The sequence below is a fragment of the Pseudophaeobacter profundi genome (assembly GCF_029697505.1).
Classification (GTDB): domain Bacteria; phylum Pseudomonadota; class Alphaproteobacteria; order Rhodobacterales; family Rhodobacteraceae; genus Pseudophaeobacter; species Pseudophaeobacter profundi.
The window spans coordinates 161938-186857 of record NZ_JARJEF010000003.1 but is presented as its reverse complement, the minus strand read 5'-3'; the positions used below and the strand labels follow the sequence as shown (position 1 = coordinate 186857).

General features: G+C 59.0%; 23 protein-coding genes and 1 pseudogene. 11 read left to right on the top strand and 13 right to left on the bottom strand.

Annotation, left to right across the window (positions count from 1 at the left end):
- Window positions 1-2: 2 nt before the first annotated feature.
- Together P2081_RS06805 and P2081_RS06800 are read left to right on the top strand one after the other, a co-directional pair.
- The gene (locus P2081_RS06805) at window positions 3-692 is read left to right on the top strand and encodes a flagellar hook capping FlgD N-terminal domain-containing protein (protein WP_278922120.1); all 690 of its coding nucleotides are present in this window, start codon (window positions 3-5) and stop codon (window positions 690-692) included.
- Between the two features lie 149 nt (window positions 693-841).
- Window positions 842-1636 (top strand): phosphotransferase family protein, encoded by a 795-nt coding sequence (locus P2081_RS06800; RefSeq protein ID WP_278922119.1) that lies wholly within the window; start codon window positions 842-844, stop codon window positions 1634-1636.
- On the opposite strand, the gene P2081_RS06795 is transcribed toward P2081_RS06800, so the two are convergent.
- The 5 genes from P2081_RS06795 to P2081_RS06775 form a co-directional block, all read right to left on the bottom strand.
- Window positions 1609-2928: an NAD(P)/FAD-dependent oxidoreductase gene (locus P2081_RS06795; protein ID WP_278922118.1), complete on the bottom strand. Its 1320-nt coding sequence runs from the start codon at window positions 2926-2928 to the stop codon at window positions 1609-1611. The genes P2081_RS06800 and P2081_RS06795 overlap by 28 nt on opposite strands.
- Window positions 2928-3743 carry an ABC transporter permease gene (locus tag P2081_RS06790; RefSeq protein WP_278922117.1) on the bottom strand — a complete coding sequence of 272 codons (816 nt, stop codon included), beginning with the start codon at window positions 3741-3743 and terminating at the stop codon, window positions 2928-2930. Before P2081_RS06790 ends, P2081_RS06795 begins: the two co-directional genes overlap by 1 nt.
- A complete protein-coding gene (locus tag P2081_RS06785) occupies window positions 3740-4621 on the bottom strand; it encodes an ABC transporter permease subunit (protein WP_278922116.1) in 882 nt (293 codons plus the stop codon). The genes P2081_RS06790 and P2081_RS06785 overlap by 4 nt, the downstream gene beginning before the upstream one ends.
- Window positions 4621-5748, bottom strand: coding sequence for an ABC transporter ATP-binding protein (locus tag P2081_RS06780; protein ID WP_278922115.1), 1128 nt, complete (start codon window positions 5746-5748; stop codon window positions 4621-4623). The genes P2081_RS06785 and P2081_RS06780 overlap by 1 nt, the downstream gene beginning before the upstream one ends.
- A 122-nt stretch (window positions 5749-5870) precedes the next feature.
- Window positions 5871-6956, bottom strand: a complete 1086-nt coding sequence (locus tag P2081_RS06775) for a polyamine ABC transporter substrate-binding protein (protein WP_278922114.1) — start codon at window positions 6954-6956, stop codon at window positions 5871-5873.
- A 139-nt stretch (window positions 6957-7095) separates the two neighbouring features.
- On the opposite strand from P2081_RS06775, the gene P2081_RS06770 reads away from it, so the two are divergent.
- The 6 genes and pseudogenes from P2081_RS06770 to P2081_RS06745 all read left to right on the top strand — a co-directional run.
- Window positions 7096-7791 (top strand): GntR family transcriptional regulator, encoded by a 696-nt coding sequence (locus P2081_RS06770; protein WP_417700187.1) that lies wholly within the window; start codon window positions 7096-7098, stop codon window positions 7789-7791.
- A 65-nt stretch (window positions 7792-7856) separates the two neighbouring features.
- A complete protein-coding gene (locus tag P2081_RS06765) occupies window positions 7857-9251 on the top strand; it encodes an aspartate aminotransferase family protein (RefSeq protein ID WP_278922113.1) in 1395 nt (464 codons plus the stop codon).
- A 366-nt stretch (window positions 9252-9617) separates the two neighbouring features.
- Entirely contained in the window at window positions 9618-10718 is a 1101-nt protein-coding gene (locus P2081_RS06760) for an ABC transporter ATP-binding protein (protein WP_278922112.1), read from the top strand.
- A gap of 75 nt (window positions 10719-10793) precedes the next feature.
- The gene (locus P2081_RS06755) at window positions 10794-11900 is read left to right on the top strand and encodes an extracellular solute-binding protein (RefSeq protein WP_278922111.1); all 1107 of its coding nucleotides are present in this window, start codon (window positions 10794-10796) and stop codon (window positions 11898-11900) included.
- 89 nt (window positions 11901-11989) lie between these two features.
- Window positions 11990-13261, top strand: a complete 1272-nt coding sequence (locus tag P2081_RS06750) for an ABC transporter permease (RefSeq protein ID WP_278922110.1) — start codon at window positions 11990-11992, stop codon at window positions 13259-13261.
- Between the two features lie 15 nt (window positions 13262-13276).
- Window positions 13277-14122, top strand: a pseudogene (locus tag P2081_RS06745) (ABC transporter permease); the annotation flags it as partial.
- Window positions 14123-14222: 100 nt separating this feature from the next.
- Here the strand turns inward: P2081_RS06745 and rnr are convergent.
- The 4 genes from rnr to dapE form a co-directional block, all read right to left on the bottom strand.
- Window positions 14223-16505: a ribonuclease R gene (gene rnr / locus P2081_RS06740; protein ID WP_278922108.1), complete on the bottom strand. Its 2283-nt coding sequence runs from the start codon at window positions 16503-16505 to the stop codon at window positions 14223-14225.
- A gap of 65 nt (window positions 16506-16570) precedes the next feature.
- Window positions 16571-17161, bottom strand: coding sequence for a TIGR04282 family arsenosugar biosynthesis glycosyltransferase (locus P2081_RS06735; protein ID WP_278922107.1), 591 nt, complete (start codon window positions 17159-17161; stop codon window positions 16571-16573).
- The gene (locus P2081_RS06730; RefSeq protein WP_278922106.1) at window positions 17158-17583 is read right to left on the bottom strand and encodes a GNAT family N-acetyltransferase; all 426 of its coding nucleotides are present in this window, start codon (window positions 17581-17583) and stop codon (window positions 17158-17160) included. Before P2081_RS06730 ends, P2081_RS06735 begins: the two co-directional genes overlap by 4 nt.
- Complete coding sequence (gene dapE / locus P2081_RS06725; RefSeq protein WP_278922105.1) at window positions 17580-18725, bottom strand: succinyl-diaminopimelate desuccinylase; 1146 nt, start codon at window positions 18723-18725, stop codon at window positions 17580-17582. The genes P2081_RS06730 and dapE overlap by 4 nt, the downstream gene beginning before the upstream one ends.
- A 261-nt stretch (window positions 18726-18986) precedes the next feature.
- On the opposite strand from dapE, the gene P2081_RS06720 reads away from it, so the two are divergent.
- Window positions 18987-20024 carry a transporter substrate-binding domain-containing protein gene (locus P2081_RS06720; RefSeq protein WP_278922104.1) on the top strand — a complete coding sequence of 346 codons (1038 nt, stop codon included), beginning with the start codon at window positions 18987-18989 and terminating at the stop codon, window positions 20022-20024.
- A gap of 65 nt (window positions 20025-20089) precedes the next feature.
- On the opposite strand, the gene P2081_RS06715 is transcribed toward P2081_RS06720, so the two are convergent.
- The gene (locus P2081_RS06715) at window positions 20090-20437 is read right to left on the bottom strand and encodes a DUF8846 family protein (protein ID WP_278922346.1); all 348 of its coding nucleotides are present in this window, start codon (window positions 20435-20437) and stop codon (window positions 20090-20092) included.
- Window positions 20438-20648: 211 nt separating this feature from the next.
- Between P2081_RS06715 and P2081_RS06710 the strand changes: the two genes are divergently transcribed.
- Window positions 20649-21197 (top strand): HutD/Ves family protein, encoded by a 549-nt coding sequence (locus P2081_RS06710; RefSeq protein ID WP_278922103.1) that lies wholly within the window; start codon window positions 20649-20651, stop codon window positions 21195-21197.
- 166 nt (window positions 21198-21363) lie between these two features.
- On the opposite strand, the gene dapD is transcribed toward P2081_RS06710, so the two are convergent.
- The 3 genes from dapD to P2081_RS06695 form a co-directional block, all read right to left on the bottom strand.
- The gene (gene dapD / locus P2081_RS06705; protein ID WP_278922102.1) at window positions 21364-22191 is read right to left on the bottom strand and encodes a 2,3,4,5-tetrahydropyridine-2,6-dicarboxylate N-succinyltransferase; all 828 of its coding nucleotides are present in this window, start codon (window positions 22189-22191) and stop codon (window positions 21364-21366) included.
- 119 nt (window positions 22192-22310) lie between these two features.
- Window positions 22311-22910 carry a GntR family transcriptional regulator gene (locus P2081_RS06700; RefSeq protein WP_278922101.1) on the bottom strand — a complete coding sequence of 200 codons (600 nt, stop codon included), beginning with the start codon at window positions 22908-22910 and terminating at the stop codon, window positions 22311-22313.
- A gap of 38 nt (window positions 22911-22948) precedes the next feature.
- A complete protein-coding gene (locus P2081_RS06695) occupies window positions 22949-23881 on the bottom strand; it encodes a threonine/serine dehydratase (protein ID WP_278922100.1) in 933 nt (310 codons plus the stop codon).
- Window positions 23882-24026: 145 nt separating this feature from the next.
- On the opposite strand from P2081_RS06695, the gene P2081_RS06690 reads away from it, so the two are divergent.
- Window positions 24027-24875: an LOG family protein gene (locus P2081_RS06690; RefSeq protein WP_278922099.1), complete on the top strand. Its 849-nt coding sequence runs from the start codon at window positions 24027-24029 to the stop codon at window positions 24873-24875.
- The last annotated feature ends 45 nt before the right edge of the window (window positions 24876-24920 follow it).

The following is a 24920-nucleotide window of genomic DNA, read 5'->3' as shown; positions in this document are numbered from 1 at the left end:
CGATGACAACTGAAGTATCTTCTGCCAGCGCGGGGGTCACACCCCGCCCGGCAAGCGCCGCCGCCAGAGGCGGTACCAACCTGACTTCTGATTTTGACACTTTCATCAAGCTGTTGACGGCCCAGGCAAAATACCAGGACCCGACAGAGCCAATGGACAATACCGAATATGCCTCGCAGCTGGCGGAATTCTCTATGGTTGAACAGCAGGTTCTGACCAATGACAACCTTGGTTTTGCGCTGGATCAGCTGGGTCTGGGCAATATGGCGGCCTTGACCGGCTGGGTCGGCATGGAAGTGCGTTCAGCCACGGCGGCGCATTTTGACGGCACCAATGCAGTCAATATTGCCCCCAACCCTGCGGCCTCGGCCGATGAGGTGACGATGATCGTACGCAATTCCGATGGCGATGAAGTCAATCGCATCGATCTTCCAGTTTCGGCGGATCCCTATGATTGGGACGGCACCGATTTTAGCGGCGATACCCTGCCCGCCGGTGCCTACAGCTTCGTCGTAGAAAGCAAGGTCGACGGTGAAGTGGTGCTTTCCGAGTTGGCCGAAGTTTATACTTCAGTGCGTGAAACCCGGATGCAGGGCAATGATGTTGTCTTGATCAATGACACTGGCGCTGCGATTCTGGCGACTTCTGTGACGGCGCTGCGTGATCCTGGTTCTGGCCAAGAAGAGGCTTGATCCAATCGGCGTTGCGCGGTCTAGAGAGAATGCGCTCTGGCTAAGGGGCGCAAGCACCGGAGAGCAACGCCCTGCAAGGCCTGACCACAGAATTTGACCAGCGATTCTTTCAATCGCTCAGGGGGCAGGGGGGGCACCTCCCTGCGCCCTTGCCGTTTCAGGGGGGGCGGTCCAATCGGGTGTGGCGCTGTGGCGATCAGGTTGTGAAACTCTACCTGCCGCAACAGGCGAATCCGCTCTTTGCCAATGATGCAAAACGCGAAGTGGCAGCGCTGACAGCGCTGGCAGGCACCGGCATGGCCCCCCGCCTGCGGCGCTGCGGCCGTTTTGAAGGCCAGGACTGGCTGATTTACGACCATATTACCGGCGCGCCATGGCAGCGGGATGCAGCGCATGTGGCGCAGCTTCTGGGTCGGTTGCACGATCAACCCGGCTTTTGCGCCTTGCCGCAGGGCCGCAATGGCAGCGCTGATTTAGAGGCCCAGGCCCTGGCGATTCTGGCGCATTGCGGTGATGTGGCAGTGGCGGCGCAGTTGATCGGGCAGCGCCCCATTGGTCAGGTGCCGCCGCTGCGGCAGCTGGGGGTGATCCATGGCGATCCGGTGCCAGGCAACCTGCTGGCGCACGATGGCACCCTGACGCTGATTGATTGGCAATGCCCGCAACAGGGCGACCCCAGCGAAGATCTGGCGCTGTTCCTGTCGCCGGCCATGCAGTTTATCTATCGCGGTGCGACGCTGTCCCAGGCAGAGGAAGACAGCTTTCTGAGCGCCTATCCCGATCCGGCAATTGTGGGGCGATATCTATCGTTAAAACCTTGGTTTCACTGGCGTATGGCGGCCTACTGTCTCTGGCGCAGCCACAGCGGAGAGCCGCGCGACAGGCAGGCGCTGCAGCTGGAGCTGACGGCGCTGGATCAGTCCAGCATCGCCAAGAGAGCATAGGCAGGCGGCATCACCACCCGGCGGGCCCGCCCAAAGGGAAAGCGGCCCATCTGCTGCATCAGTGCAGGATAGGGCAGACCGGGGCGCTTTCCCTGCGCCAGATCTGCCAGAATCCGGCCGGCATAGCTGCCCATGGCGACCCCGTTGCCGTGATAGCATAGCCCGGCAAATATCCCCGGCTGCTGCGGTACTGGCCCGACAAAGGGTACGAGATTGCGTGACAGGCAGACCATACCCGACCAGCTATGGGTGGTTTCAACGCCGTGCCAGGCCGGGAACAGCCGTTCAAAATCGCGGCGCAGTTTCTGCCGGATTCCGCGTTCGACTCTCGGTGATGACAGCAGACCGCCGCGCATGCCAAACAGGAAACGCCGATCTGGCATCAGACGGAAATAATGCAGCATGTTGCGGGTGTCATAGGCCATCTGGTCGCTGAACCAGCCCTGCGCCTGCAGATCTTGGTCTGTCATGGGCCGGGTCACCATTGCGGTGGACTGGGCTGGCATATACCGGGCTGACAGCCAGTCGGGCAGATCGTCTGAGGAATAGCCATTGGTGGCAATGATGACCTGATCGCTGCGCAAGCTGCCCCGTTTCGTGGTAACGATCTGCTGGCTGCCACTGGCCCTAATCTTCAGCGCCGGGCTGTGCTGAAACAGCTGCCCCCCGGCCTTGGTCGCGGCACGGGCCAGACCAAACAGATACTTGCGCGGGTTGAGGCCAAAACCGATCGGGGTGGTCAGCGCACCATGAAAGGTGCCGTTCAGCCCCTGTTGTGCCAGTTGCGCCTTGCTGAAAAGTTCTACCTTGCCACCGCTGCGGGTGATGTCGTCAGCCTGCTTTTGCAGCCTGGCCCAGGCGCGCGGGCTATGGGCCATCTGGGTTTCGCCCTTGGAATGGGTATCGGCTTTGATGCCGTGTTTCTCCAACACTCCGGCCACCAGGGCGACGGCCTCTTCTTCTGCCGCTTCATAGATCTGGGTTTCTTCCGTTCCATATCGGCGGCGCATGCTGGCACTGGAGAGTTTTGACCCGCCCACGCAGCAAAAGCCGCCATTGCGCCCCGAGGCCCCCCAACCGGGGGTCTCGGCCTCAAGCACGGCGACGCTGGCACCGGCCTCGGCCAGATGCAGCGCCGCAGACAGGCCGGTGAAACCACCGCCTATGACGGTGACATCAACCTGCGCGTCGCCGCTCTGCTCTGGCCAGCGTGGCGCGGCACAGGTTTCGTCCCACCAGCAATTGTTGCGGGGGCCGGGACCATAGGCATAGTCGGAATAAATGCGTCGCATCAGCTGCGCACCGCTGACTGTTCATCGCGTTGCTGGCGCACCATTTGCCGTTTGTTGGCCAGCGATGCGGTGATAACGCCGATGGTTACAATCGCAATCATGATGGTCGACAGGGCGTTGATTTCAGGCGAAACCCCCAGCCGCACTGCGGAATAGATCTTGATCGGCAGGGTGGTGGCCGCCGGCCCCGAGGTGAAGGAGGCAATCACAAGATCGTCCAGTGACAGGGTAAAGGCCAAGAGCCAGCCGGAGATCACTGCCGGGGCAATTATCGGGAGAGTGACAAGACGAAAGGCCTGCGCCGCAGAACAGCCCAGATCAAGCGCCGCCTCTTCCAACGACCGGTCAAAGGTCATCAGCCGTGAGGAGACCACGACCGAGACATAGCACATGGAAAAGGTGGTATGGGCCAGGATGATTGTCAGCACTCCGCGGTCAAGGCCAATGCCGATGAACAGCAACAAGAGCGACAGGCCAGTGATGACTTCGGGCATCACCAAGGGCGCGTAGATCATGCCTGAAAACAGCGTTCGCCCCATGAAACGTCCGCCGCGCACCAGTACATAGGCGGCCATGGTGCCCAGAACCGTGGCAATGGTGGAGGATGCTACCGCGACCTTGATGGTGACCCAGGCCGCGTCGAGAAAGGCCTCGTTTTGCATCAGCTCTCCATACCATCTGGTGGAAAACCCGGCCCAGACAGTGACCAGCTTGCCGTCATTAAAGCTGAAGATCACAAGAATCAGCATCGGCACATAAAGAAAGGCAAAGCCAAGCGTAAGGGATACGGTATTGAACCAGCTCATGCGTGTCATGTGTCGGCCTCCTCTTGCTTTTGCTGATTGCGCTGGAACAGCACGATGGGAATGATCAAGAGCAGCAAGAGCACCACCGCCACCGCAGAGGCCACGGGCCAATCCCGGTTGGAAAAGAACTCTTCCCAAAGGACCTTGCCAATCATCAGCGTGTCAGACCCGCCCAAGAGCGAGGGAATGACAAATTCACCAATGACCGGGATGAAAACAAGGAAGCAGCCGGCAATGATGCCGGTTTTCGACAGCGGAATGGTTATCAGCCAGAATGCAGTGAGACGCGAGCAGCCCAGATCCTCGGCGGCTTCGATCAGGGAATCGTCCAGCCGCTCCAACGCGGCATAGATCGGCAGAATCATAAAGGGGAGATAGGTGTAGACGATGCCGATATAGACGGCGGTATTGGTGTTGAGGATGGTCAGCGGCTCTGAAATCATCCCGGTCCAGAGTAAAAACTGGTTGAGGAACCCTTCGTTCGACAGAATCCCCATCCAGGCATAGACTCGGATCAGAAAGCTGGTCCAGAAGGGCAGAATCACCAGCATCATCAGGGTGGCGCGCCATTCCGCTGGGGCGCGGGCCATGGCATAGGCCATTGGATAACCCACCAGCAGCGTCATGAAGGTTGAGATCAGGGCAATTTTCAGCGAGCTGAGATAGGCCTTCCAGTAGAGATCATCCTCGGTCAGCCAGATGAAGTTTTCAAAATCCAGCTTTTCCAGAAAGGCGCCAATACCGGTGGCCCAGTCAAACTGTGGCGTGTAGGGCGGGATAGAGATCGCATAGTCCGACAGCGAGATTTTCAACACGATGGCAAAGGGCACCAGAAACAGGGCCAACAGCCAAAGATAGGGGGCGGCGATCAGGGCAAAGCGGCGCATCAGTTCGCCAACAGGACGCCAGCCGTGGCGGTCCAGGACAGCCAGACAGTGTCTTCCCAAGTAAAGGCCCGGCGCGAGATACGGCGGGTATTGGCGCTCTGCGCCTTGATCACAACGCCCGAGGGCAGTTCCACATGATAGGTCGAAATATTGCCCAGATAGGCAATGTCGAGGATCTTGCCCTGCACCACATTGTCGACGTCGGCGGGTTTCTCGGCGTTGATGGTCACTTTTTCGGGGCGGATGGCCAGATGGCAGCTCTGCCCGTCAGAAAAGGCGGTGGGGGAAATCACATTCAGCGGCGGCTGGCCATCTTTCCAGGCGACGGAATAACTGTCTGGCCCATTGGGAGTGACGGTGCCATCGATGATATTCACCTCGCCGATAAAGTCGGCGACATAGACTGAATTGGGGTTTTCGTAGATGCGATCCGGGGTCGAAACCTGGATGATCTTGCCATTGTCCATCACCGCAACGCGGCTGGCAACGGTCATCGCTTCTTCCTGGTCGTGGGTAACGATGACAAAGGTGGTGCCGGTCTTTTCCTGAATATCCATCAGTTCAAACTGGGTGTCCTGGCGCAGTTTTTTGTCCAGCGCGCCAAGCGGTTCGTCCAGCAGCAGCAATTTGGGGTGTTTGGCCAGTGATCGTGCCAGGGCCACCCGCTGGCGCTGACCGCCGGAAATCTGATGCGGCTTGCGGCGGGCAAATTTTTCCATCCGGGTGAGGCGCAGCATTTCGTCAACGCGGGCCTCGATATCAGGCTTGGGCATGCTTTCGCGCTTCAGGCCAAAGGCGATGTTGTCCCAAATCGAAAGATGCGGGAACAGCGCATAGGACTGAAACATCATATTGGTGGCGCGCTTGTTTGGCGGCACCGGCGCCATGTCTTGCCCTGCGAGAAAGATCGCCCCCTCGGTTGGGGTTTCAAATCCGGCGAGCATCCGCATCAGGGTGGTCTTGCCACAGCCCGAGGGGCCTAGCAGCGCAAAGAACTCTTTTTCATAAATGCCGATGGTCAGATCATCGATCGCCGTGAATGAACCAAAGCGTTTGGTAACATTCTGGAACTCGATCAGAGGTTTGGCCTCGGGATCGTTCCAGGGTTCGAATACAGGACTGGTCAAGCTGTTTCCCCCGCAGGTTCTGAATGCGCAGGGGCAAGTGGCGCGCCTGGCTGTCAGAAATGTGATGCAATTTGGCATGGGCAGGGCGCGCTGGGCGCCCCGCAGGATCAGTCACCCGAAGGTCAGGTGCCCGATTTGATTTTGGTCCAAAGGCGGGTCACGATACGCTGCACCTTGGGGGCATATGGCGTGGTTGTGAACAGGTTCGCCAGTGTTGCGTCATCTGGGTAGATCGCCGGATCGCCAATCACGTCTTCGACCAGGAATTCTTGTGATGCCTTGTTGCCGTTGGCGTAATAGACGTAGTTCGACGCAGCCGCCATGTTCTGTGGGTCCATGATGAAGTTCAGGAATACATGTGCTGAATCCGGGTTGGGCGCATCAACCGGGATGGCCATCTGGTCAAACCACATCTGCGCGCCCTCGACTGCGGCGTGATAAGCGATGGTGACGCCGTTCTCGGCCTCGGCGGCGCGGTCACGGGCCTGCAGGATGTCGCCAGACCAGCCAACTGCCACGCAGATGTCGCCGTTTGCCAAGGCGTTGATATACTCGGAAGAGTGGAATTTCTGGATATAGGGGCGAATTGCCATAAAGACGGATTCGGCCTTGGCGATCACGTCCGGGTCATGGCTATTGGGGTCTTCGCCGATGTATTTCAGCGCGGCGGGGATCATTTCGGCAGGCGCGTCCAGGAAATGTACACCACAGTCGCCCAGTTTTGCCATGTTGTCTGGGTTGAAAACCAGTTCAAGCGAGTTGATGGGAGCGTCCTCGCCCAAGAGCTCCTGAACCTTGCCGATATTCACACCGATGCCGGTGGTGCCCCACATGTAATTGATGGAATAGGCATTGTCCGGGTCGTATTGTTCGGTACGCTCTTCGACCACGTTCCACATGTTTTTGTGGTTGGGCAGTTTTGACATGTCCAGCTTCTGAAATGCGCCTGCTGTAACCTGGCGCTGCAGGAATGTGCCGCTGGGCACAACCACGTCATAGCCGGATCCACCGGCCAGCATTTTGGTCTCTAGCAATTCGTTGCTGTCGAATACGTCATAGATTAGTTCGATGCCGGTTTCGGTTTCGAATTTTTCCAGCAACGCTTCATCGATATAGTCAGACCAGTTGTAGACGCGCACCTGTTCAGCCATGGCGACAGATCCGAGCAAGGCAAAAGCTGCAGTGGTTGTCATCATTCTAAGTGTCATGATTTTCTCCCTGTGGGTACCGGTGTGAGCCCGGCTGACCTAGATTTGATCAAGTTTTGCTTCGTTCGGCAATACTGTTTATGTTTCCACCAGGCAAATCTTGGTGCAAACTGCCCAGAAATTAGAAGGAAAACCCCACGTGTCGGTGACCAATTCAGCCGTTGAAGCATCCCAGGCAAACCCCGTTGAGGGGGCCAAGCTGCCTGCCCATGAAATCGTCTATCAAAAGCTGCGGGAGCAGATCCTTTTTGGCGAATTGGCGCCGGGGCAGGCGGTCACAATTCAGGGGCTGACAGAGTCGCTGGGGGCGGGCATGACGCCCGTTCGAGAAGCGATCCGCCGCCTGACCTCGGATGGCGCGCTGGTGTTCCAGGGCAACCGGCGAGTGTCGGTTCCCATGTTGCGAACACAAGACATTGATGAGCTAGGTTTTGTAAGAAAAACAATAGAATGTGAGCTTGCTCGCCGCGCAGCACTGCGTATCAAACCGGTTCATATTGATCACCTGGAGGCCATTGATGTGGCGTTGGATCAGGCCATTTCCGCCGGCGATATCGCTGGCTACCTGGTGCAGAACTACAGCTTCCATGCCGCGCTTTACGCGCATGCCGATGCGCCGATCATGGCGGATCTTGCCGATCGTCTCTGGCTGCGCTTCGGCCCCTCACTGCGGGTGGTCTGCGGCCGCTTTGGCACCCAGAGCTTTCCCGACCGCCACAAGGACATCATTGATGCCATGCGTAAGGGCACGCCAGAAAAAGTGGCACAGGCGATGGAAAAAGACGTGGCACAGGGTATGGACCAGGTGAGTCAGGGCCTGGCAGAGGCAAAGTGATTCGATTGACAAAGTGAAATTTGATCATATTCTGAACTCAATCTCTTACAGATGGAGCGAGTCTGATGAACGTGATCACCAACCATATGCCCACTGCTGAATTGCAGGCGCTGGATGCAGCGCACCACATGCACCCCTTTACGGCCAATGGCGAGCTGGCCGAAAAGGGCAGCCGTATTATCACCCGCGCCACGGGCGTGACCCTGACCGACAGTGACGGCAACGAGATCCTTGATGCCATGGCCGGGCTGTGGTGTGTGAATATTGGCTATGGTCGTGATGAACTGGCGGATGTCGCCGCGCGTCAGATGCGTGAGCTGCCCTATTATAATACCTTCTTTCAAACCAGCCATGTGCCCGCCATCGCGCTGGCCGCCAAGATCGCAGAGCTGGCACCGGGTGATCTGAACCATGTGTTCTTTGCCGGGTCCGGATCAGAGGCGAATGATACCAATATTCGCATGGTGCGGCATTACTGGGCGCTGAAGGGCAAGCCGGAAAAATCCATCATTATCAGCCGCAAGAACGCCTATCACGGCTCCTCTGTTGGGAGTGGTTCCTTGGGCGGGATGAGCGCAATGCACGAGCAGGGCGGCCTGCCGATTCCCGATATTCACCATATCAATCAGCCACATTGGTGGGCTGAAGGCGGCGACACGCCCGAGGATGATTTTGGTCTGGCCTGTGCACAAGAGCTGGAAGCGGCGATTCTGGAGTTGGGCGAAGACCGTGTTGCCGCCTTTATCGCAGAGCCGGTGCAGGGGGCCGGGGGCGTCATCGTGCCGCCAGCCACCTACTGGCCTGAAATCCAGCGGATCTGCGACAAATACGAAATCCTGCTGATCGCGGATGAGGTCATCTGCGGCTTTGGCCGAACCGGCAATTGGTTTGGCTCGCAGACCGTGGGCATTCGCCCTGACATTATGACCATCGCCAAGGGGTTGTCCTCTGGCTATGCGCCGATTGGCGGCTCTATCGTGTCGGACGAGGTCGCCGCCGTGATTGGCAGCGGCGAATTCAACCACGGCTATACCTATTCAGGCCATCCCGTGGCTGCAGCGGTGGCGCTGGAAAACCTGCGCATACTGGAAGAGGAAGACGTTGTTGGCCATGTCCAGAACACAGCGGGCCCCTACCTGAAAGAGAAGTGGGAAGCGCTGGCGGATCACCCTCTGGTCGGAGAAGCCCGGATTGTTGGCATGATGGGGTCCATCGCGCTGACCCCCAACAAGGAAACCCGCGCTGCCTTTGCCGCTGATGGGGGAACGGTTGGCTATATCTGCCGCGAGCGCTGCTTTGCCAATAACCTCATCATGCGCCACGTCGGGGATCGGATGATCATTTCTCCGCCTCTGGTCATCACGACAGATGAAATCGATGTGCTTATAGAGCGGGCCCGCCGCTCTTTGGATGAATGCTATGCGATCCTGCAGGAAAAAGATTTGCTGCACAGCGCGTAAGGTATAGGTGAAACGCGGGTCCGGTCTCTTGGTCTTTGGGTGATTTGCCACTGATCAGGTTGGTCTAGTTTATTAACTTTGCCTGAAATTCCAGGCCCTGCATAGTATTTGTGCAGGGCCTTTTTGTCGTTTTGGGCTGGGCCGTATTTCGCACAAAAACGCCTGTGGGATAGGCCTGATACGCAAACTATGTCGCAAATTTTACACTAATTGCCGCAATGGGTTTAATTCCAGGGCAGTAAGAGCCTAAGCTAACGACAGTTTTGTAAATAAACGATACGGTTGCATACCCTGCCAAGGTTATGCTTACATCGCGACACAAGCGCAGAACCAATCTGCCGACTAATAAAAAACGGGGAGCCTGCTTTGGCTGATGCGTCTAATAATGACGCGTTCGTAGAGTTCGAACGCGTACAAAAGAGCTATGACGGTGAGAACCTTGTCGTAAAAGACTTGAACCTCTTTATGCCCAGGGGTGAGTTTCTTACCATGCTGGGCCCCTCGGGGTCGGGCAAAACAACTTGCCTCATGATGTTGGCTGGTTTTGAGACGGCAACCCATGGCGACATACGCCTTGGCGGCACCTCAATCAACAACATTCCGCCGCATAAACGCGGCATTGGCATGGTGTTTCAGAACTATGCGCTGTTCCCACACATGACCATCGCTGAAAACCTGGCGTTTCCACTGGAAGTCCGCAAAATCGGCAAGTCGGATCGTGAGGCCAAGGTCAAGCGTGCGCTGGACATGGTGGAAATGGGCGACTTCGGTGGCCGCCGCCCCTCGCAGCTTTCGGGTGGGCAACAGCAGCGGATCGCCCTGGCGCGTGCGCTGGTGTTTGAACCTGAACTGGTCTTGATGGATGAACCGCTTGGCGCCTTGGACAAGCAACTGCGGGAAAAGATGCAGTTTGAAATCACCCATCTGGCGCATCGTCTTGGGATCACTGTGGTCTATGTGACCCACGACCAGACCGAAGCCCTGACCATGTCGGACCGGGTGGCGGTGTTTGAAGATGGCCGCATTCAGCAGCTGGCGCCGCCAGACAAGCTCTATGAAGAGCCGCAGAATAGTTTCGTTGCGCAGTTCATCGGGGAAAACAACACCCTGGAAGGCACTGTCAAAGAAATCAGCAATGGCGTCGCGCTGGTGCAGCTGGACGGTGGAGAGCTGATCGACTGCAAGCCGATCAATGTCACCAAGCCAGGTGAACGCACCCGTGTGTCGATTCGCCCCGAGCGGGTTGAATACAACAAGGATCGCCTCGCCGAAGGCGTTCACACACTCAAAGCCGAAGTGCTTGAGTTCATTTACATGGGGGATATTTTCCGGACCCGCCTGCGGGTTGCTGGCAACGATGAGTTTATCATCAAGACCCGGAATGCCCCCGACCAAGTGCGTCTGAAACCGGGCCAGCAGATCGAAATTGGTTGGCTGCCCGAAGATTGCCGCGCTCTGGACGCCTAAGCGTCCAACCGCGCAAACCCCGGCATCAATGATCGGGGCTGTAAACCGACGAAAATCAACAAGGAGAGATCTCTTATGAAGATGACGAAACTGTCTGCACTGGCAATGACCACAGCGCTGATCGCGCCTGCGGCCTTTGCTGAAGACATGGCAAACGAATTGACCCTGGTATCCTGGGGCGGTGCCTATCAGGACAGCCAGAACAAAGCCTATGTCGAACCCTATCTGGCTGCAAACGAAGGCGTTAGCGCCGTTTGGGACGAAAGCTCGGCTGAAGCGGTTGCCAAGCTGCGCGCCATGAATGAAGCCGGCAATGTGACCTGGGATCTGGTCGACGTTGTGGCCTCGGATGCGATGCGTCTGTGTGACGAAGGTCTCGCCGCAGAGCTGGACCACGACGCAGATCTGGCCGCCGCCCCCGATGGCACCCCTGCCACGGAAGACTTTGGCGACCTGCTGGTTTCCGAATGCTTTGTGCCACAGATCGTTTACTCGACCACCTTTGGCTACCGCACCGATCTGGTTGGCGCCGAAGCTCCAACCTCTGTCTGCGACATCTTTGACCTGGCCAAATTCCCAGGCAAGCGTTCGTTGCAAAAGCGCCCAATCGATAACATGGAATGGGCTCTGTACTGCGATGGCGTTGCCAAGGAAGATCTCTATGACGTTCTGGGCACCGACGAAGGTGTGACACGGGCGCTGAACAAGCTCGACACCATCAAAGACAGCGTTGTCTGGTGGTCTGCTGGCGCGGAAACACCTCAGCTGCTGGCCGATGGCGAAGTCGTGATGGGTTCGACCTTCAACGGTCGTCTGTTCTCGGCGATTGCCGAGCAGAACCAGCCAATTGGTATGCTCTGGGACATGCAGTCCTTTGACCTTGACGGCTGGATCGTTCCTGCCGGTCTGCCTGCGGACCGCAAGGCCCGCGCGATGGACTTCCTGAGGTTCGCCACCGACACCCAGCGTCTGGCTGATCAGGCTGCTTACATTTCTTACGGTCCCGCACGTGCCTCCTCGGCACCGCTGGTTGGTAAGCACGCAGTGCTGGGCATCGAAATGGCGCCTCACATGCCAACAGATCCTGCCAACTCTGGCAATGTGCACACCTATGACTACGAATGGTGGGCAGACAACCGTGATGATCTGGATGCAAAATTCCAGGCCTGGTTGCTCCAGTAATCTGACCTCGTTGTGAGAACGGGAAAGGGCCCGGCATTGTCTGGGCCCTTTCTCCACCAATCAAAAAAGACCCGACGGGGATCCCCACCATGAGTGATACCACCCAAAATGGCCCTGTGCTGGCCGCTGATGGCACGCCGCTAAAGCGTAGCCTCGCGAAGGCACTGCGGCTGCAGAAGCTCAGGGCTTTGATGCTGATTGCACCGCTGCTCTTGTTTATTCTTGTGACCTTCATCCTGCCTGTGGGCGACATGCTGTTCCGCTCCGTGGACAATCGCATCGTTCAAGAGGTTCTGCCCAAAACCGTTGACGCATTGGAAAGTTGGGACCCGGACTCAAGCGAACTGCCAGATGAAGCCGTATTTGCGGCCCTGGCCGTGGATATGAAGGCGGCGGCCGAACTCAAGGTTCATACCCGTGTGGCCAAGCGTCTGAACTACGAAAACCCTGGTATGTCCTCGGTGTTTCGTAAATCTGGCCGCAAGATCGGAAAGTGGGATGTCGAAAACGACGGCCCCTATAAGGAACGCCTGATCGAACTGGACGATGGCTGGGCTGATCTTGAATTATGGCGCACCATCAAGACCTATTCCGGCACGCGGACGGCGGGGTATTTCCTCAACGCGGTCGATCTGAAGCTGGGCGCCGACGGGGTCGAAGTTCGCCCCGAGACAGAGCGCATTTATAATACCATGCTGATCCGCACCATGCGGATGTCGCTGATCATTACCTTCAGCTGCATCATGCTGGGCTATCCAGTGGCCTGGTTGCTGGCAAACCTGCCAACACGCAAAGCCAATCTCTTGATGATCCTGGTCTTGCTGCCCTTCTGGACATCCTTGCTGGTTCGAACGTCATCTTGGAAAATCCTTCTGCAACAACAGGGGGTTATCAATGATGTCCTCGTTTGGATTGGTCTTGTGGCTGATGACAACCGGCTTGTGCTGATCAACAATGAGCTGGGTACCATCATTGCGATGACCCATATCCTGCTGCCCTTTATGATCCTGCCGATGTATTCTGTGATGCAGACGATCCAGCCCACCTATCTGCGGGCGGCAAAATCGCTGGGTGCGACCAACTGGACGGCCTTTTGGCGGGTGTATTTCCCGCAGTCGGTGCCGGGCATTGGTGCTGGGTCGATCCTGGTCTTCATTCTGGCGGTTGGCTACTACATCACCCCGGCCCTGGTTGGCGGGACCAAAGGGACCTTTATTTCTAACCTGATTGCCTATCACATCTCGACATCGGGTAACTGGGGTCTGGGCGCTGCGCTTGGTTCGATCCTGCTTGCAGTGGTGCTGCTGCTGTACTGGGTCTATGACAAGATTGTCGGCATCGACAACGTGAAGCTGGGGTAACCGACAATGAGTGCACTTCCTCCATATGCGACGACGGGCCAGCGGGTTTGGTACTACTCTTTCCGGGTGATCTGTGGGTTGATCTTTTTCTTCCTGATCGCGCCGATTGTGGTGATCATCCCTCTGAGCTTCAATGCGCAGGACTTCTTTACTTTCACCCCGGAAATGCTGCGGCTGGATCCAGAAGGGTTTTCGCTGAAACACTACCGGGATTTCTTCAACAATGATTCCTGGCAAAGTGCGATGTGGAATTCGCTGAAGATTGCCCCAATGGCGACGCTGCTCTCGGTCAGCTTTGGCACATTGGCGGCAATCGGGCTAAGCCAGCAGCATGTACCGTTCCGGCGCGCGATCATGGCGATCCTGATTTCGCCAATGATTGTGCCGCTGATTATTTCGGCTGCGGGCATGTATTTCTTCTACAGCCGGATTGGTCTGCAGGGCACCTACCTTGGGGTGGTGCTGGCCCATGCGGCACTGGGGATTCCCTTTGTGATCATCACTGTTACGGCAACGCTGGTTGGGTTTGACCGCTCGCTGACCCGTGCGGCGGCCAATATGGGCGCGGATCCGGTGACCACCTTCTTCCGCATTCAGATGCCCCTGATCCTGCCTGGCGTGATCTCGGGCGGCCTGTTTGCCTTCATCACCTCGTTTGATGAAGTCGTGGTGGTCCTGTTCGTTGGCTCGGCTGGTCAGAAGACCCTGCCCTGGCAGATGTTTATCGGGCTGCGGGAACAGATCTCACCCACCATTCTGGCGGTTGCGACAATCCTGGTGGCGATTTCGATCATGCTGCTGACAACGGTTGAATTACTGCGCCGCCGTTCGGAACGTCTGCGCGGGATGAGCCCTGGTTAAAGTTCTGAAATAAAACATAAAAATTAAGGCCCCGCAGATATTTCTGCGGGGCCTTTCGCGTTTTATTGGCTTTTTTGGAGCGCAGAAACTGCGCGTTGCCTCAGCTCTTGCGCTTGCGTTCGGTTTTACGTTTGACCTTGGCGGCCTTGTGTTTTGAGCGATTGCTTTTGCGTTTAACGGTACGCCCGGCAGGGCTACGCCTGCCGCCGCCACCACTACGAACATTGCCCTTTGGCAGCTCGTCTCCTTCGATGGAAAGCAGCTCCAGCTCTAGGCCGCCGGTGACGGGCGCCGCCTGGGTCAGGCGTACGGTGACCCGCTGGCCGATGGAAAGGGTCAGGCCGGTATCAACCCCCATCAGGGTATTGCCCTCGGCATCAAAGTGAAAGAACTCGCGCCCGATTGTGCGCACGGGCACCAGACCGTCGGCACCGGTTTCATCCATTTTCACGAAGGCGCCAAATCGGGCGATGCCGCTGATCCGACCAGTGAATTCATTGCCAACCCGTTCCGACAGATAGGCCGCGAGATAGCGGTCGGTGGTGTCACGTTCGGCAATCATTGATCTGCGTTCGGTCTCCGAAATATGGGTGGCGGTTTCTGCCAGGCCTTCAATCTCGGCTGGCGACAACCCATCGTCGCCCCAGCCATGGGCCGAGATCAGCGAGCGATGCACGATAAGATCGGCATAACGCCGGATCGGCGAGGTGAAATGCGCATAGTTGCGGAGCGCGAGGCCGAAATGACCAAAGTTTTCAGGCGCATAATAGGCCTGCTGCATGGATCGCAGGGTCGAGATATTGATCAGCTCTGCGTCGTCGGTTCCCGCTGCGCCATTCAGCAGCGCGTTCAGGTGGCGGGTCTGGAGCACCTGTCCCTTGGCCAGCGGAAAGCCCGCCGCCATGGCGGTTTCGCGCAGCGATTCCAGTTTTTCCGGCGCCGGCTCTTCGTGCACCCGGAACAAGAGCGGTGAGCGCTTCTTGATCAGGGTTTCGGCGGCGGCGACATTGGCGAGGATCATGAATTCCTCGATCAGGCGATGCGCGTCCAGCCGATCGCGAAAGGCGACTGATGTCACCTGGCCACTGTCGCTGAGGATGATTTTGCGTTCCGGCAGGTCCAGATCCAGCGGTTCGCGCTGCCTGCGGGCTGCCTTCAGCGCCTCATAGGCGGCATAGAGCGGTTTGATCACCGGCTCCAGGAACCGCTCGGTCCGTTCGGTCACTTGCCCGTCAATTGCATCCTGGACCTCGGTGTAGTGCAGCGAAGCAGCGGATTGCATCATCCCGCGCACAAAGCGATGAGAGATCTTGTTGCCCTCGGCGTCGATCTGCATACGCACGGCAAGACAGGGGCGTGGGACGCCCTCATGCAGGGAGCACAGATCGCCTGACAGCCGGTCCGGTAGCATTGGCACAACCCGGTCGGGGAAATAGGAAGAGTTGCCGCGCTTGCGCGCTTCGCGGTCCAGCGCGCTGCCGGGGGTGACATAGGCGGCGACATCGGCGATCGCCACCCAGATGACATGGCCGCCCGGATTCTTCGGATCCGTGTCGGCTTCGGCATAGCAGGCGTCATCGTGGTCGCGGGCATCTGCCGGGTCGATGGTAATCAGCGGCATCTGGCGCAGATCTTCGCGCCCTTTCAGGCCCATGGGCTTGGCGGCATCCGCTTCGGCCACGACCTTGTCGGGGAAATCATCGGGAATGCCGTGCTGATGAATGGCGATCAGCGACACCGCCTTCGGGGCCGAAGGGTCGCCCAGCCGGTTGAGAATCCGGGCGCGCGGCAGACCCATGCGGCCCTTGGGGCCAGCCTGTTCTGCCTCTACCAGTTCCCCATCCTGGGCGCCTAACATGGCATCCGCCATCACCGCCCATTCGTTGGCCGAGGCCTTTTCGATGGGCACAATGCGGCCGCCTTCGGTGCCTTTGCGGAAGATGCCAATCACCCGCTTGGGATTGACGCCAATGCGGCGAATAAGCCGGGCCTCATAGTGGTGATCACCGCCCTCAACCTTGGTAAGCCGGGCCAGAATGCGATCACCCTGGCCCAGGGCGGGCCCGGCCGGGGTGGTGACAACCAGAACGATGGGTTCGACGCCTTCGCCGTGCCATTCCAGTGGCTGCGCATAAAGATCGCCATTATCATCCGGCGCCTTGATCAGCAGCACGGTGACTGGGGGCAATTGCTCTGGATCGCGATAGGTCTTGTTGCGCTTTTGCAGATGACCTTCGGCCTCCAGCTCTTTCAGCAGGCGCTTTAGGTCGATTCGGTCGGCGCCCTTGATGCCAAAAGCCTTGGCAATGTCGCGTTTCGATGTCTGGGTCGGGTGGGCGCTGATCCAATCGAGGATCTCTGCCTTGGAGGGGATACGGGTCATATCCTTCGCCTAGCATGGCTGGCCCGGCAGGTCATGATAAAAGCGCGCCCGGCAGTGCAACCCTGCTATACGCAGTGCAGGTCGGCGCCGGTGTCCACATCGCGCAGCTGGTCGATCAGGGCGATGCGCTGACCGGGCAGGCTGCGGATACTGTCGGCAAGGGCCTGCGGACTGGACCAGCGCACCCCTGAAAGCAGGCCGGGCGGCAGGCGGCTTGGATGTTTGGCACCGATCAGCCAATACCCGCCATCCATCGCCGGGCCAAAGACCACATCATGGGCCCCAAGCGCGGCAAAGGCGCGGCCGACATGGGCGGGGCTGATACCGGGAATATCCGCGCCAATCAGGCAGACCGGGCCGGGGCTGATGCGGGGGTGGCCAAAGTGGCGCAGCAGTCGCGCCATGCGCTGGCCCAGATCACCAGGCCCCTGGGGGTGGCGGGCAATATCGGCGGGCCAGACCCGCGCGGCAACAGCCAGATCGGGGGCAACCGCAAGGATGATCTGCCAGCGTGGATCACGTAGGCGGCGGATCAGCCGGGCACTTTGATGACGAAACCACCAGGTTGCGGCGATCTGGCCAATGTCACGCCCCAGCCGGGTTTTCACCCGGCCAGCGCGTGGCTCTTTGATCATAATGATCAGGGTTGGTTTCACGCCAGCTCCATCACCATGTCGCGGTGGTCAATGCCAGCGTCGTCATAGACCGGGCCTGTGGCGCTAAAGCCCAGCTTTTCATAAAACCCCAGCGCCTGGATTTGCGCGCCCAGCTTGACCGTCGCAATGCCGGGGGTGTCGCGGGCAATGGCAAGGGCAGCACGGATCAGGTCTGCGCCAAGCCCGGTGCCCCGAAGATCTGGTAGCACACAAACGCGCCCGATCTTGGCCAAGTCACCATCAAACACAATGCGGGCCGTGCCAATGGGCGCGTGGTTCTGCCATGCCAGAAGATGGGTGGCGCTGGCATCATGTGCATCCAGTTCCTCGCTTTCAGGGACACCCTGTTCTTGCACAAAGACCTTATGGCGCAGCGCATAGCAGGCAGTAAAATCCTGGGTAATTTCGATCACAGCTGTCATGTGAAATAGTCTTTCAGGATGCGGGTATAGATGGATTTCAACTGCTTGATCTGCGCCACAGGCACGTTTTCGTCTACCTGGTGCATGGTCTTGCCGACCAGACCAAATTCAACCACCGGGCAATGGTTCTTGACAAAGCGCGCATCCGAGGTGCCGCCCGTGGTTGACAGTTCGGGGGTGACGCCGGTTTCGGCCTGCACAGCCGCCGAGACCAGATCCGACAGCGCACCGGGCGGGGTGATGAAGCTCTCGCCGGAAATCTGCGTCTTGAGGTCAATCTCAACGCCAAACTCTGCCGCGACGCTGTCTGCCTCTTGTTGCAGCCAGGCCGTGAGACTGGCACCAGAATGGCTGTCGTTGAAGCGGATGTTGACGGTTGAACGGGCCTGCGCCGGGATCATATTGGTCGCCGGGTTGCCGGTGTCGATGGTCACCACCGCCAGGGTCGAGGCATCAAAATGCGCGGTGCCCTGATCCAGCGGATGGCTTGCCAGACGATCCATGAGCCGCGCCATGGCGTTCAGCGGATTGTTGGCGCGATGCGGATAGGCGGAATGGCCTTGTTTGCCCGTCACGGTGAACCAGGTGGTCATGGACCCACGCCGCCCGATCTTGATCATCTCGCCCATGATATTGGGGCAGGTGGGTTCGCCCACCAGACAGACATCCATCTTTTCGCCTGTGGTCTGCATATGGTCCAGCAGCGCAGTGGTGCCGTCAATGGCATCGCCTTCCTCGTCGCCGGTGATGGTTAGGATCACGGCACCATCAGGCGGAGTCTGGGTGACAAAATCAATGGCAGCGGCGGCAAAGGCGGCAACGCCCGATTTCATATCGGTTGCTCCCCGGCCATACATCACCCCATCTCTTACCTCGGCGCCAAAGGGGGGCATGGTCCAGGCGGTTTCATCGCCCAGCGGCACCACATCGGTGTGGCCATTGAAGCCAAAGCTGCGGACATGGCCCTTGTCGCCCCAGCGGGCGAACAGGTTGGAAATGCCGCCACGATCCACGCGGGTGCAGGCAAAACCGGCCTCGCAGAGCAGGGCTTCCAGCAGGTGCAGCGCGCCGCCTTCTTCTGGGGTGACCGAGGGGCAGCGGATCAGATCTGCGGTCAGGCGAACCGGGTCGATGGCGGACATTGGGGGATGCTCCTGTAGGGCGTCAAGGCCTGACGCATGAGATGAGGTTGGCCTGATTTACCGTGCTTTGAAAGACCTTGCAAATCCGGCGCCAACATCGGGCAAATTCTGAAAAATCCCATGTAAACAGTCGGCATATTGGGCGCAACGTCCAGACTTGGCCAAAGGGTTCAAGCTTGCCTGGTCAGGGCGAACCCCCTAAGACGGATTCAGGAATGTTGTATTTGGCTCTTAGGTATAGATTTGCGCTCCTTTCATTGTATGCTCCCTTTTATTCTCTTGTTGTGGGGAACTGCGCTGGCAGCGCAGGTGATAGAGGTCAACACAGTGACCCGCCCCCCCTTTTCAATGATTGAAAAGGGAGAAGAGACCGGGTTTTCCATCGACTTGCTACATGCAATTGCTGACAGGTTGAACTGGCAGGTGGTGATCCATCGCCAGGGCACCTTTGCCGAGATGCTTGACGGGGTGGCCGACGGAGAGGTGGATCTGGCGGCGGCAAATATTTCGATCACAGCTGCCCGCGAGGCAGTGATGGATTTCAGTCAGCCGGTTTTTGAAAGTGGGCTGCAAATTCTGGTGCAGGCAGATGACGCGCGCGCGCCTTCATTGATGTACGCGCTATTGTCCTGGGATCTGGTGATCGCCATTGGTCTGGCCTTTTTGCTGCTGCTGGTGGGGGGCATGTTCATGTGGGCGCTGGAACGCCGGGCCCAGCCCTATTTTGATCGCCCGCTGAAAGAGGCCTGGTTTCCCTCTTTCTGGTGGGCGCTGAACCTGGTGGTCAACGGCGGCTTTGAAGAGCGGGTGCCCCGCACGCCGATCGGACGAATGTTTGGGGTTCTTCTGGTGGTTTCCTCGCTGTTTGTCGTGTCGATCTTTGTGGCCAAGATCACGGCGGTGATGACGGTAGAAGCGATCAGCGGATCGATTACATCGGTCAATGATCTCTATGGCAAACGGACAGGCACCATAGAGGGATCTACCGCTGCGAGCTTTCTGCAGCGTCGCGACATCGATTATCAAGGCTACAGCAGCCTGGGCGCGATGCTGGCGGCCTTTGAGGAGGGCGATATCCGGGTTGTGGTCTTTGATGCGCCAGTGCTGAATTATTATGTCCAGCATGGTGGCAGTGCCTATGGACGCACAATTGGCCAGGCCTTCCTGCGCGAATATTACGGCTTTGTCTTCCCGCAGGGGTCTGCCCTGACGGAACCGGTTAACCGGACACTCCTGGAGATGCAGGAAGACGGCAGCTATGAGGCAATCTATCGTAGCTGGTTCGGCCAGCTGGACTAGGACCTGCTGGACCAGTAGCAGCCGCAGCGCCCGCGCGGTTCGGCGATCGGCGTCATTTTAAATGATTAGTGCAGCGTTGGTTCCTGGCCGTCAAAGAACGGTGTCATCTGGGCGACGATCACGGAGTTTTCTTCCAGCGCCCGCTGCATCAGCGCGTGCTCTTCCTCGCCGATCTCATGGCCTTCTTCCTCACGCTCGGCCAGGGTGCCATAGCCCGTCACATCCAGCGGCGCGGTATCTGCCTGCTTCAGGATGGCGACGGTTTCGCGCACGGCTTCGGCCTCGTCCACGCCAGAGGCATAGATCATCAAGGCTGCCCCGGTGGCGCCTTCGGGCAGGCCGTCGCCTTCTTTGCGTCCAATCTGAACCAAAAGCGTGTAGACCTGTTGGCGGGATATCTTCTTCTTTTCCATGCGCTCGCCATAGCCCTGCTGGTGGCGTGCGGTCAATCGAATTCCAACCTGTTGATCGCGGGGCGGATCGCCCCAATCGCCCCAATCGCCCCAACCGCGCGATTGCTGCGGTATCGCCCAACATGAGCCGGGAAATGATCTGCAGTGGCTTGCCTGCCGTTTGAAAAAGCCGCAAAACCGGTCAGGCAAAGATCTGACGGGGGATGACAATATGCGGTTTTCGGTGGCGGATATCCCGGTGCAGGCTTGGAAGAACGGGGGCGGCTCTACCCGAGAGCTGGTCTGCCACCGGGCCGGAGACACCGCAGAGGGGGCAATGCTCTGGCGGGTGAGCCTGGCAACCATCGAACAGGACGGCGTCTTTTCGCGCTTTCCCGGGATGGCGCGGATCCACTGCATTGTGGCTGGGGCCGGGTTGCGCCTGACTGGCGCGGATCTTCAGCTAGAGGCCAAGCCATTGCAGCCGCTGCATTTTGATGGCGGGCTTGATCTGATGGCAGGGCTGAATGACGGGGGCTGCACCGCTTTCAACCTGATCTATGATCCTAGAAAAATCAGCGCCGAGATACAGATCTTGTCGCAGGGTACGCATCCCCTGCCCGCTGATGCGGTGGTGCTTTTTGTACTGTCGGGACAGGCTGATGGCACCGTCTTCCAGCGCCTCTCTACTGGCGAGGGATATCATGGCGCGCTTGGTCCCGAGGTAACGCTGTCTGACGGCGGGCAGGCCGTATTGCTGCGCCTGCGCGACATTCCCTAGTCTTGGAGCCGTTCATCCTGCATCACGGGCTTGACGGATGAGCGGCCAGAAAAGAGCGGCTTTTGCAAAAATGCGCGCCGTTTCGGGCTGAAACGGCGCGCATTCTGGATGGTGCAAGGCGTTTGACGCGGCTGGGGCTGCCCCCGCCTGGGATCAATGCCTGGGATCAGTCGCGCAGCAGCTCGTTGATCCCGGTTTTGGAGCGCGTCTGGGCATCGACTCGTTTCACGATGACCGCGCAGTACAGGTTGACGTTGTTCTTGGAGGGCATCGAGCCGGAAACAACCACCGAATAGGGCGGCACTTCGCCATACATGACTTCGCCGGTTTCGCGGTCGATGATCTTGGTCGATTTGCCGATATAGACACCCATTCCCAGAACCGAGCCTTCGCGCACGATGCAGCCTTCAACCACCTCCGAACGCGCCCCGATAAAGCAGTTGTCTTCAATGATGGTTGGGCCGGCCTGCATGGGTTCCAGTACGCCGCCAATTCCCACGCCACCAGACAGGTGCACGTTCTTGCCAATCTGTGCGCAGGACCCAACGGTGGCCCAGGTATCTACCATGGTGCCTTCATCAACATAGGCACCAAGGTTGACGAAAGAGGGCATCAGCACAACGCCGGGCGCGATATAGGCGCTTTTGCGAACGATGCAGTTTGGTACGGCGCGGAAACCGGCTGATTTCCAATCTGCCGCGTCCCAACCCATAAATTTGCTGTCAACCTTGTCCCACCAGCTGGACCCCTGCGGGCCACCGGACTGCATTTCCATGTCCTTGATACGGAACCCCAGAAGAACAGCCTTTTTGGCCCATTGATTGACATGCCAGTCGCCGCTGTCCTGCTTTTCAGCAACCCGCAGGGCACCGGAATCCAGCGCGTGCAGGGTTGCTTCGATGGCGTCGCGTTGTTCGCCGGTGGTGGCGGGGGTGATGCTATCACGGGCCTCCCAGGCGGCCTCGATCGCGGTTTCCAGCTGAGCGTTGGACATAAGGGGGTACTCCGGCGTGATTGACGTGCAAAAAGGATTCGCAGCTTTCTAACGGCAATTGGCGCGCAGGTCATGCCCGATTGCGCCGAAACTGGGCGGCAAAGCGGTGGCTGCGGGCTTTAGCGCACTCGGCGCAGGTGGCGGCGCAGAATTTCACAGGCGGCGCTGGCGTCCTGATTGCCAATTGCGCGCAACAGCGCGGCATGGTCCTGATCAATCCGCGGTCGCCACTGATGTTGCCAATTGGCAAAGAGATGCCGCGCCGAGGCGATGTGCAGATCATCAATCGAGGCCAGCAGTCGCGGCATCTGGCAGGGTGCCAGCAGCACCCGGTGAAAGGCGCGGTTGCAGCGCTCCCAGCTGGCCATGTCTTCGGCCGCATCGCAGGCCTGGCGGGCGGCCTCGGCCTCGGCCATATCGGTTTTGGAGAACCGGGCAATCCCATGGGTCAGCGCCAGAACCTCAAGCGCGACGCGCATTTCGATCACCTCGCGGATTTCACCGGGGTTAAGGGCGCTGACACGGGTGCCGCGCCTGGGTTCGGATATGGCCAGCCCATGTGCTTCCAGTCGCAGCAGGGCCTCGCGTACCGGCACATGGCTGGTGTCAAAGGCCCGCGCGATATGGTCCTGACGCAGCTTTTCCCCGGCGGGCAGGGCGCCGGTAACGATCTGCTCGCTCAGGGCGTGATAGATGCTATCTGCGATTGTTGCATTCATGACTGGTCGATAGGCTGCGTCTGGCGCTGGTGCAAGGCTTAGCCCAGCGGATCGGGGGCGATATTTCCACCGCAGAGCAACACGGCCACTTTTTCGCCCGGCGCGGGCTGATACGCGCCGCAGGTCAGCGCCGCAAGCGCGGTGGCACCAGCCGGTTCGACCAACAGGCGGCGTTCGCGCCACAGGGCGGATTGCGCGGCAGTGATTGCCTCGTCGCTGACGGTGAGCGAGGTCAACTTGTCGGCCTGGTGTTGTTGCTGCGCCAGCTCAAAGCAGATGGCGCCGATCCGCCGCGCCCCCAGCGCATTGGCTGCCACGCCCGAGACCTCTACATCCACGGGTGTGCCCGCAGCGAGGGCGGCATGCAGCGCGCAAGAGGTTGCGGGTTCGACCGCGACGATTTTCTTGGCCCCCTGAAACCAGGCCAGGGCACCGCCCACCAGCCCGCCACCGCCCACGGCGATGATCACTGTATCGGCCGCAAGCCCCTGTTCCTGCCATTCGGCAAAGCAGCTGCCCTGTCCCGCCACGGTTGCCGGTGCGTCATAGGCATGGACCTGCATGGCGCCGGTTTCCTGCTCATAGGCCTGGGCCAGTTCTAGCGCGTTGGCATAGGCACCGGGCACCACCTGCAAATCGGCACCGCTGTTGCGGATCAGGGCGATCTTGGCGGGGCCAGCCATCTCGGGCACATAGATTCGCGCCCGATGGCCCAGTCTGTTCGCCGCATAGGCCACCGCCGCGCCGTGGTTGCCGCCTGATGCCGCCACCAGACCCGCCGCGGGAATGTCTTGGCTGAGCAGGGTATTAAAGGCACCGCGCGCCTTGAAGCTGCCGGTATGCTGCATCTGTTCCAGCTTTATCTCGATCGGGATATCCAGCCCAAAGCCCTGGCACTGCAATACCGGGGTTACCTGGGTGTGCCCCGTAATCCGTGCCGTTGCCGCCTTGATCTCAGTGGTCCAATCCATATGCGCGCTCTCCCGTTTTGCAGCGTACTGACCTTAGCGATTGGCGGGGGCGGTACAAGACCTGCTGATGTTCCTGCTGGCACCTCTGACCCAATGGGGGATAAGCTGGCGCTATAATTGTTCAAACAGGATTGCCCGAGACGCCATGAATGATGATCGCCACAGCCGTTTTACCGATGCAAATGCCGACAAGAGCCGTGCCGAACACGTGCCACAGACGCCGCAATCTGCGTCGCCTGCATATCGGCTGGCCTTTGCGGATGGGGATTTCCTGTGCCGCGAAGAGCTGCGCCCGGTCCGGTTGCAGCTAGAGCTGCTGAAGCCGCAGCTGATGCTGGACGAACGGGGCATCGAGACCACAATCGTGATGTTTGGCGGCGCGCGTATCCCCAGCCCGGCGAATAAGGGCGGTGCCCGCACCCAGACGCTGGCAGATCTGTCGCATTTCTACGATGAGGCGCGTGAATTTGCCCGCATGATGACAGAGGTTTCGCTGCAAAGCGGCGGCCGCAAGAACGTGATTGCCACCGGCGGGGGGCCGGGGGTGATGGAGGCTGGTAATCGCGGTGCCATTGATGCGGGGGGCGCATCCATCGGGCTATCCATCGTGCTGCCGCATGAACAGGCGCCCAATGGCTATGTCACCCCCGAGCTGAGCTTCAACTTTCACTATTTCGCCATTCGCAAGATGCATTTTCTGATGCGCGCGGCGGCGATTACGGTGTTCCCCGGCGGCTTTGGCACCCTGGATGAACTGTTCGAGAGCCTGACCCTGATCCAGACTGGCCGGATGGAGCGGGTGCCCTTTATCCTGTTTGGACGCGCCTTCTGGGAAAAAATCATCAACTGGGAGGCGCTGGCTGATGCCGGCACCATTTCCGAACAGGATCTGCAACTGTTCAAATTTGTCGAGACCGCCGAAGAGGCGGCGGAGATCATCCAAAATTGGTCGCCAGAGCCGGCGCGCGATAGCCTGCCTGGCCGCGAACGCTGATTGCGGGCGCCTGTTCCCGTAGATCTGCGATTGCCTGTGTCAGAG

What these genes read in the sequence shown, in the direction of transcription:
- P2081_RS06755 (WP_278922111.1), top strand. Translation starts at nt 10,794, where the DNA reads ATGAAGATGACGAAACTGTCTGCACTGGCAATGACCACAGCGCTGATC.
- dapE (WP_278922105.1), bottom strand. Translation starts at nt 18,725, where the DNA reads ATGTCCGCCATCGACCCGGTTCGCCTGACCGCAGATCTGATCCGCTGC.
- P2081_RS06720 (WP_278922104.1), top strand. Translation starts at nt 18,987, where the DNA reads ATGCTCCCTTTTATTCTCTTGTTGTGGGGAACTGCGCTGGCAGCGCAG.
- P2081_RS06700 (WP_278922101.1), bottom strand. Translation starts at nt 22,910, where the DNA reads ATGAATGCAACAATCGCAGATAGCATCTATCACGCCCTGAGCGAGCAG.
- P2081_RS06695 (WP_278922100.1), bottom strand. Translation starts at nt 23,881, where the DNA reads ATGGATTGGACCACTGAGATCAAGGCGGCAACGGCACGGATTACGGGG.
- P2081_RS06795 (WP_278922118.1), bottom strand. Translation starts at nt 2,928, where the DNA reads ATGCGACGCATTTATTCCGACTATGCCTATGGTCCCGGCCCCCGCAAC.
- P2081_RS06750 (WP_278922110.1), top strand. Translation starts at nt 11,990, where the DNA reads ATGAGTGATACCACCCAAAATGGCCCTGTGCTGGCCGCTGATGGCACG.
- P2081_RS06775 (WP_278922114.1), bottom strand. Translation starts at nt 6,956, where the DNA reads ATGACACTTAGAATGATGACAACCACTGCAGCTTTTGCCTTGCTCGGA.
- dapD (WP_278922102.1), bottom strand. Translation starts at nt 22,191, where the DNA reads ATGTCCAACGCTCAGCTGGAAACCGCGATCGAGGCCGCCTGGGAGGCC.
- P2081_RS06715 (WP_278922346.1), bottom strand. Translation starts at nt 20,437, where the DNA reads ATGGAAAAGAAGAAGATATCCCGCCAACAGGTCTACACGCTTTTGGTT.
- P2081_RS06785 (WP_278922116.1), bottom strand. Translation starts at nt 4,621, where the DNA reads ATGCGCCGCTTTGCCCTGATCGCCGCCCCCTATCTTTGGCTGTTGGCC.
- rnr (WP_278922108.1), bottom strand. Translation starts at nt 16,505, where the DNA reads ATGACCCGTATCCCCTCCAAGGCAGAGATCCTCGATTGGATCAGCGCC.
- P2081_RS06690 (WP_278922099.1), top strand. Translation starts at nt 24,027, where the DNA reads ATGAATGATGATCGCCACAGCCGTTTTACCGATGCAAATGCCGACAAG.
- P2081_RS06805 (WP_278922120.1), top strand. Translation starts at nt 3, where the DNA reads ATGACAACTGAAGTATCTTCTGCCAGCGCGGGGGTCACACCCCGCCCG.
- P2081_RS06765 (WP_278922113.1), top strand. Translation starts at nt 7,857, where the DNA reads ATGAACGTGATCACCAACCATATGCCCACTGCTGAATTGCAGGCGCTG.
- P2081_RS06790 (WP_278922117.1), bottom strand. Translation starts at nt 3,743, where the DNA reads ATGACACGCATGAGCTGGTTCAATACCGTATCCCTTACGCTTGGCTTT.
- P2081_RS06730 (WP_278922106.1), bottom strand. Translation starts at nt 17,583, where the DNA reads ATGACAGCTGTGATCGAAATTACCCAGGATTTTACTGCCTGCTATGCG.
- P2081_RS06710 (WP_278922103.1), top strand. Translation starts at nt 20,649, where the DNA reads ATGCGGTTTTCGGTGGCGGATATCCCGGTGCAGGCTTGGAAGAACGGG.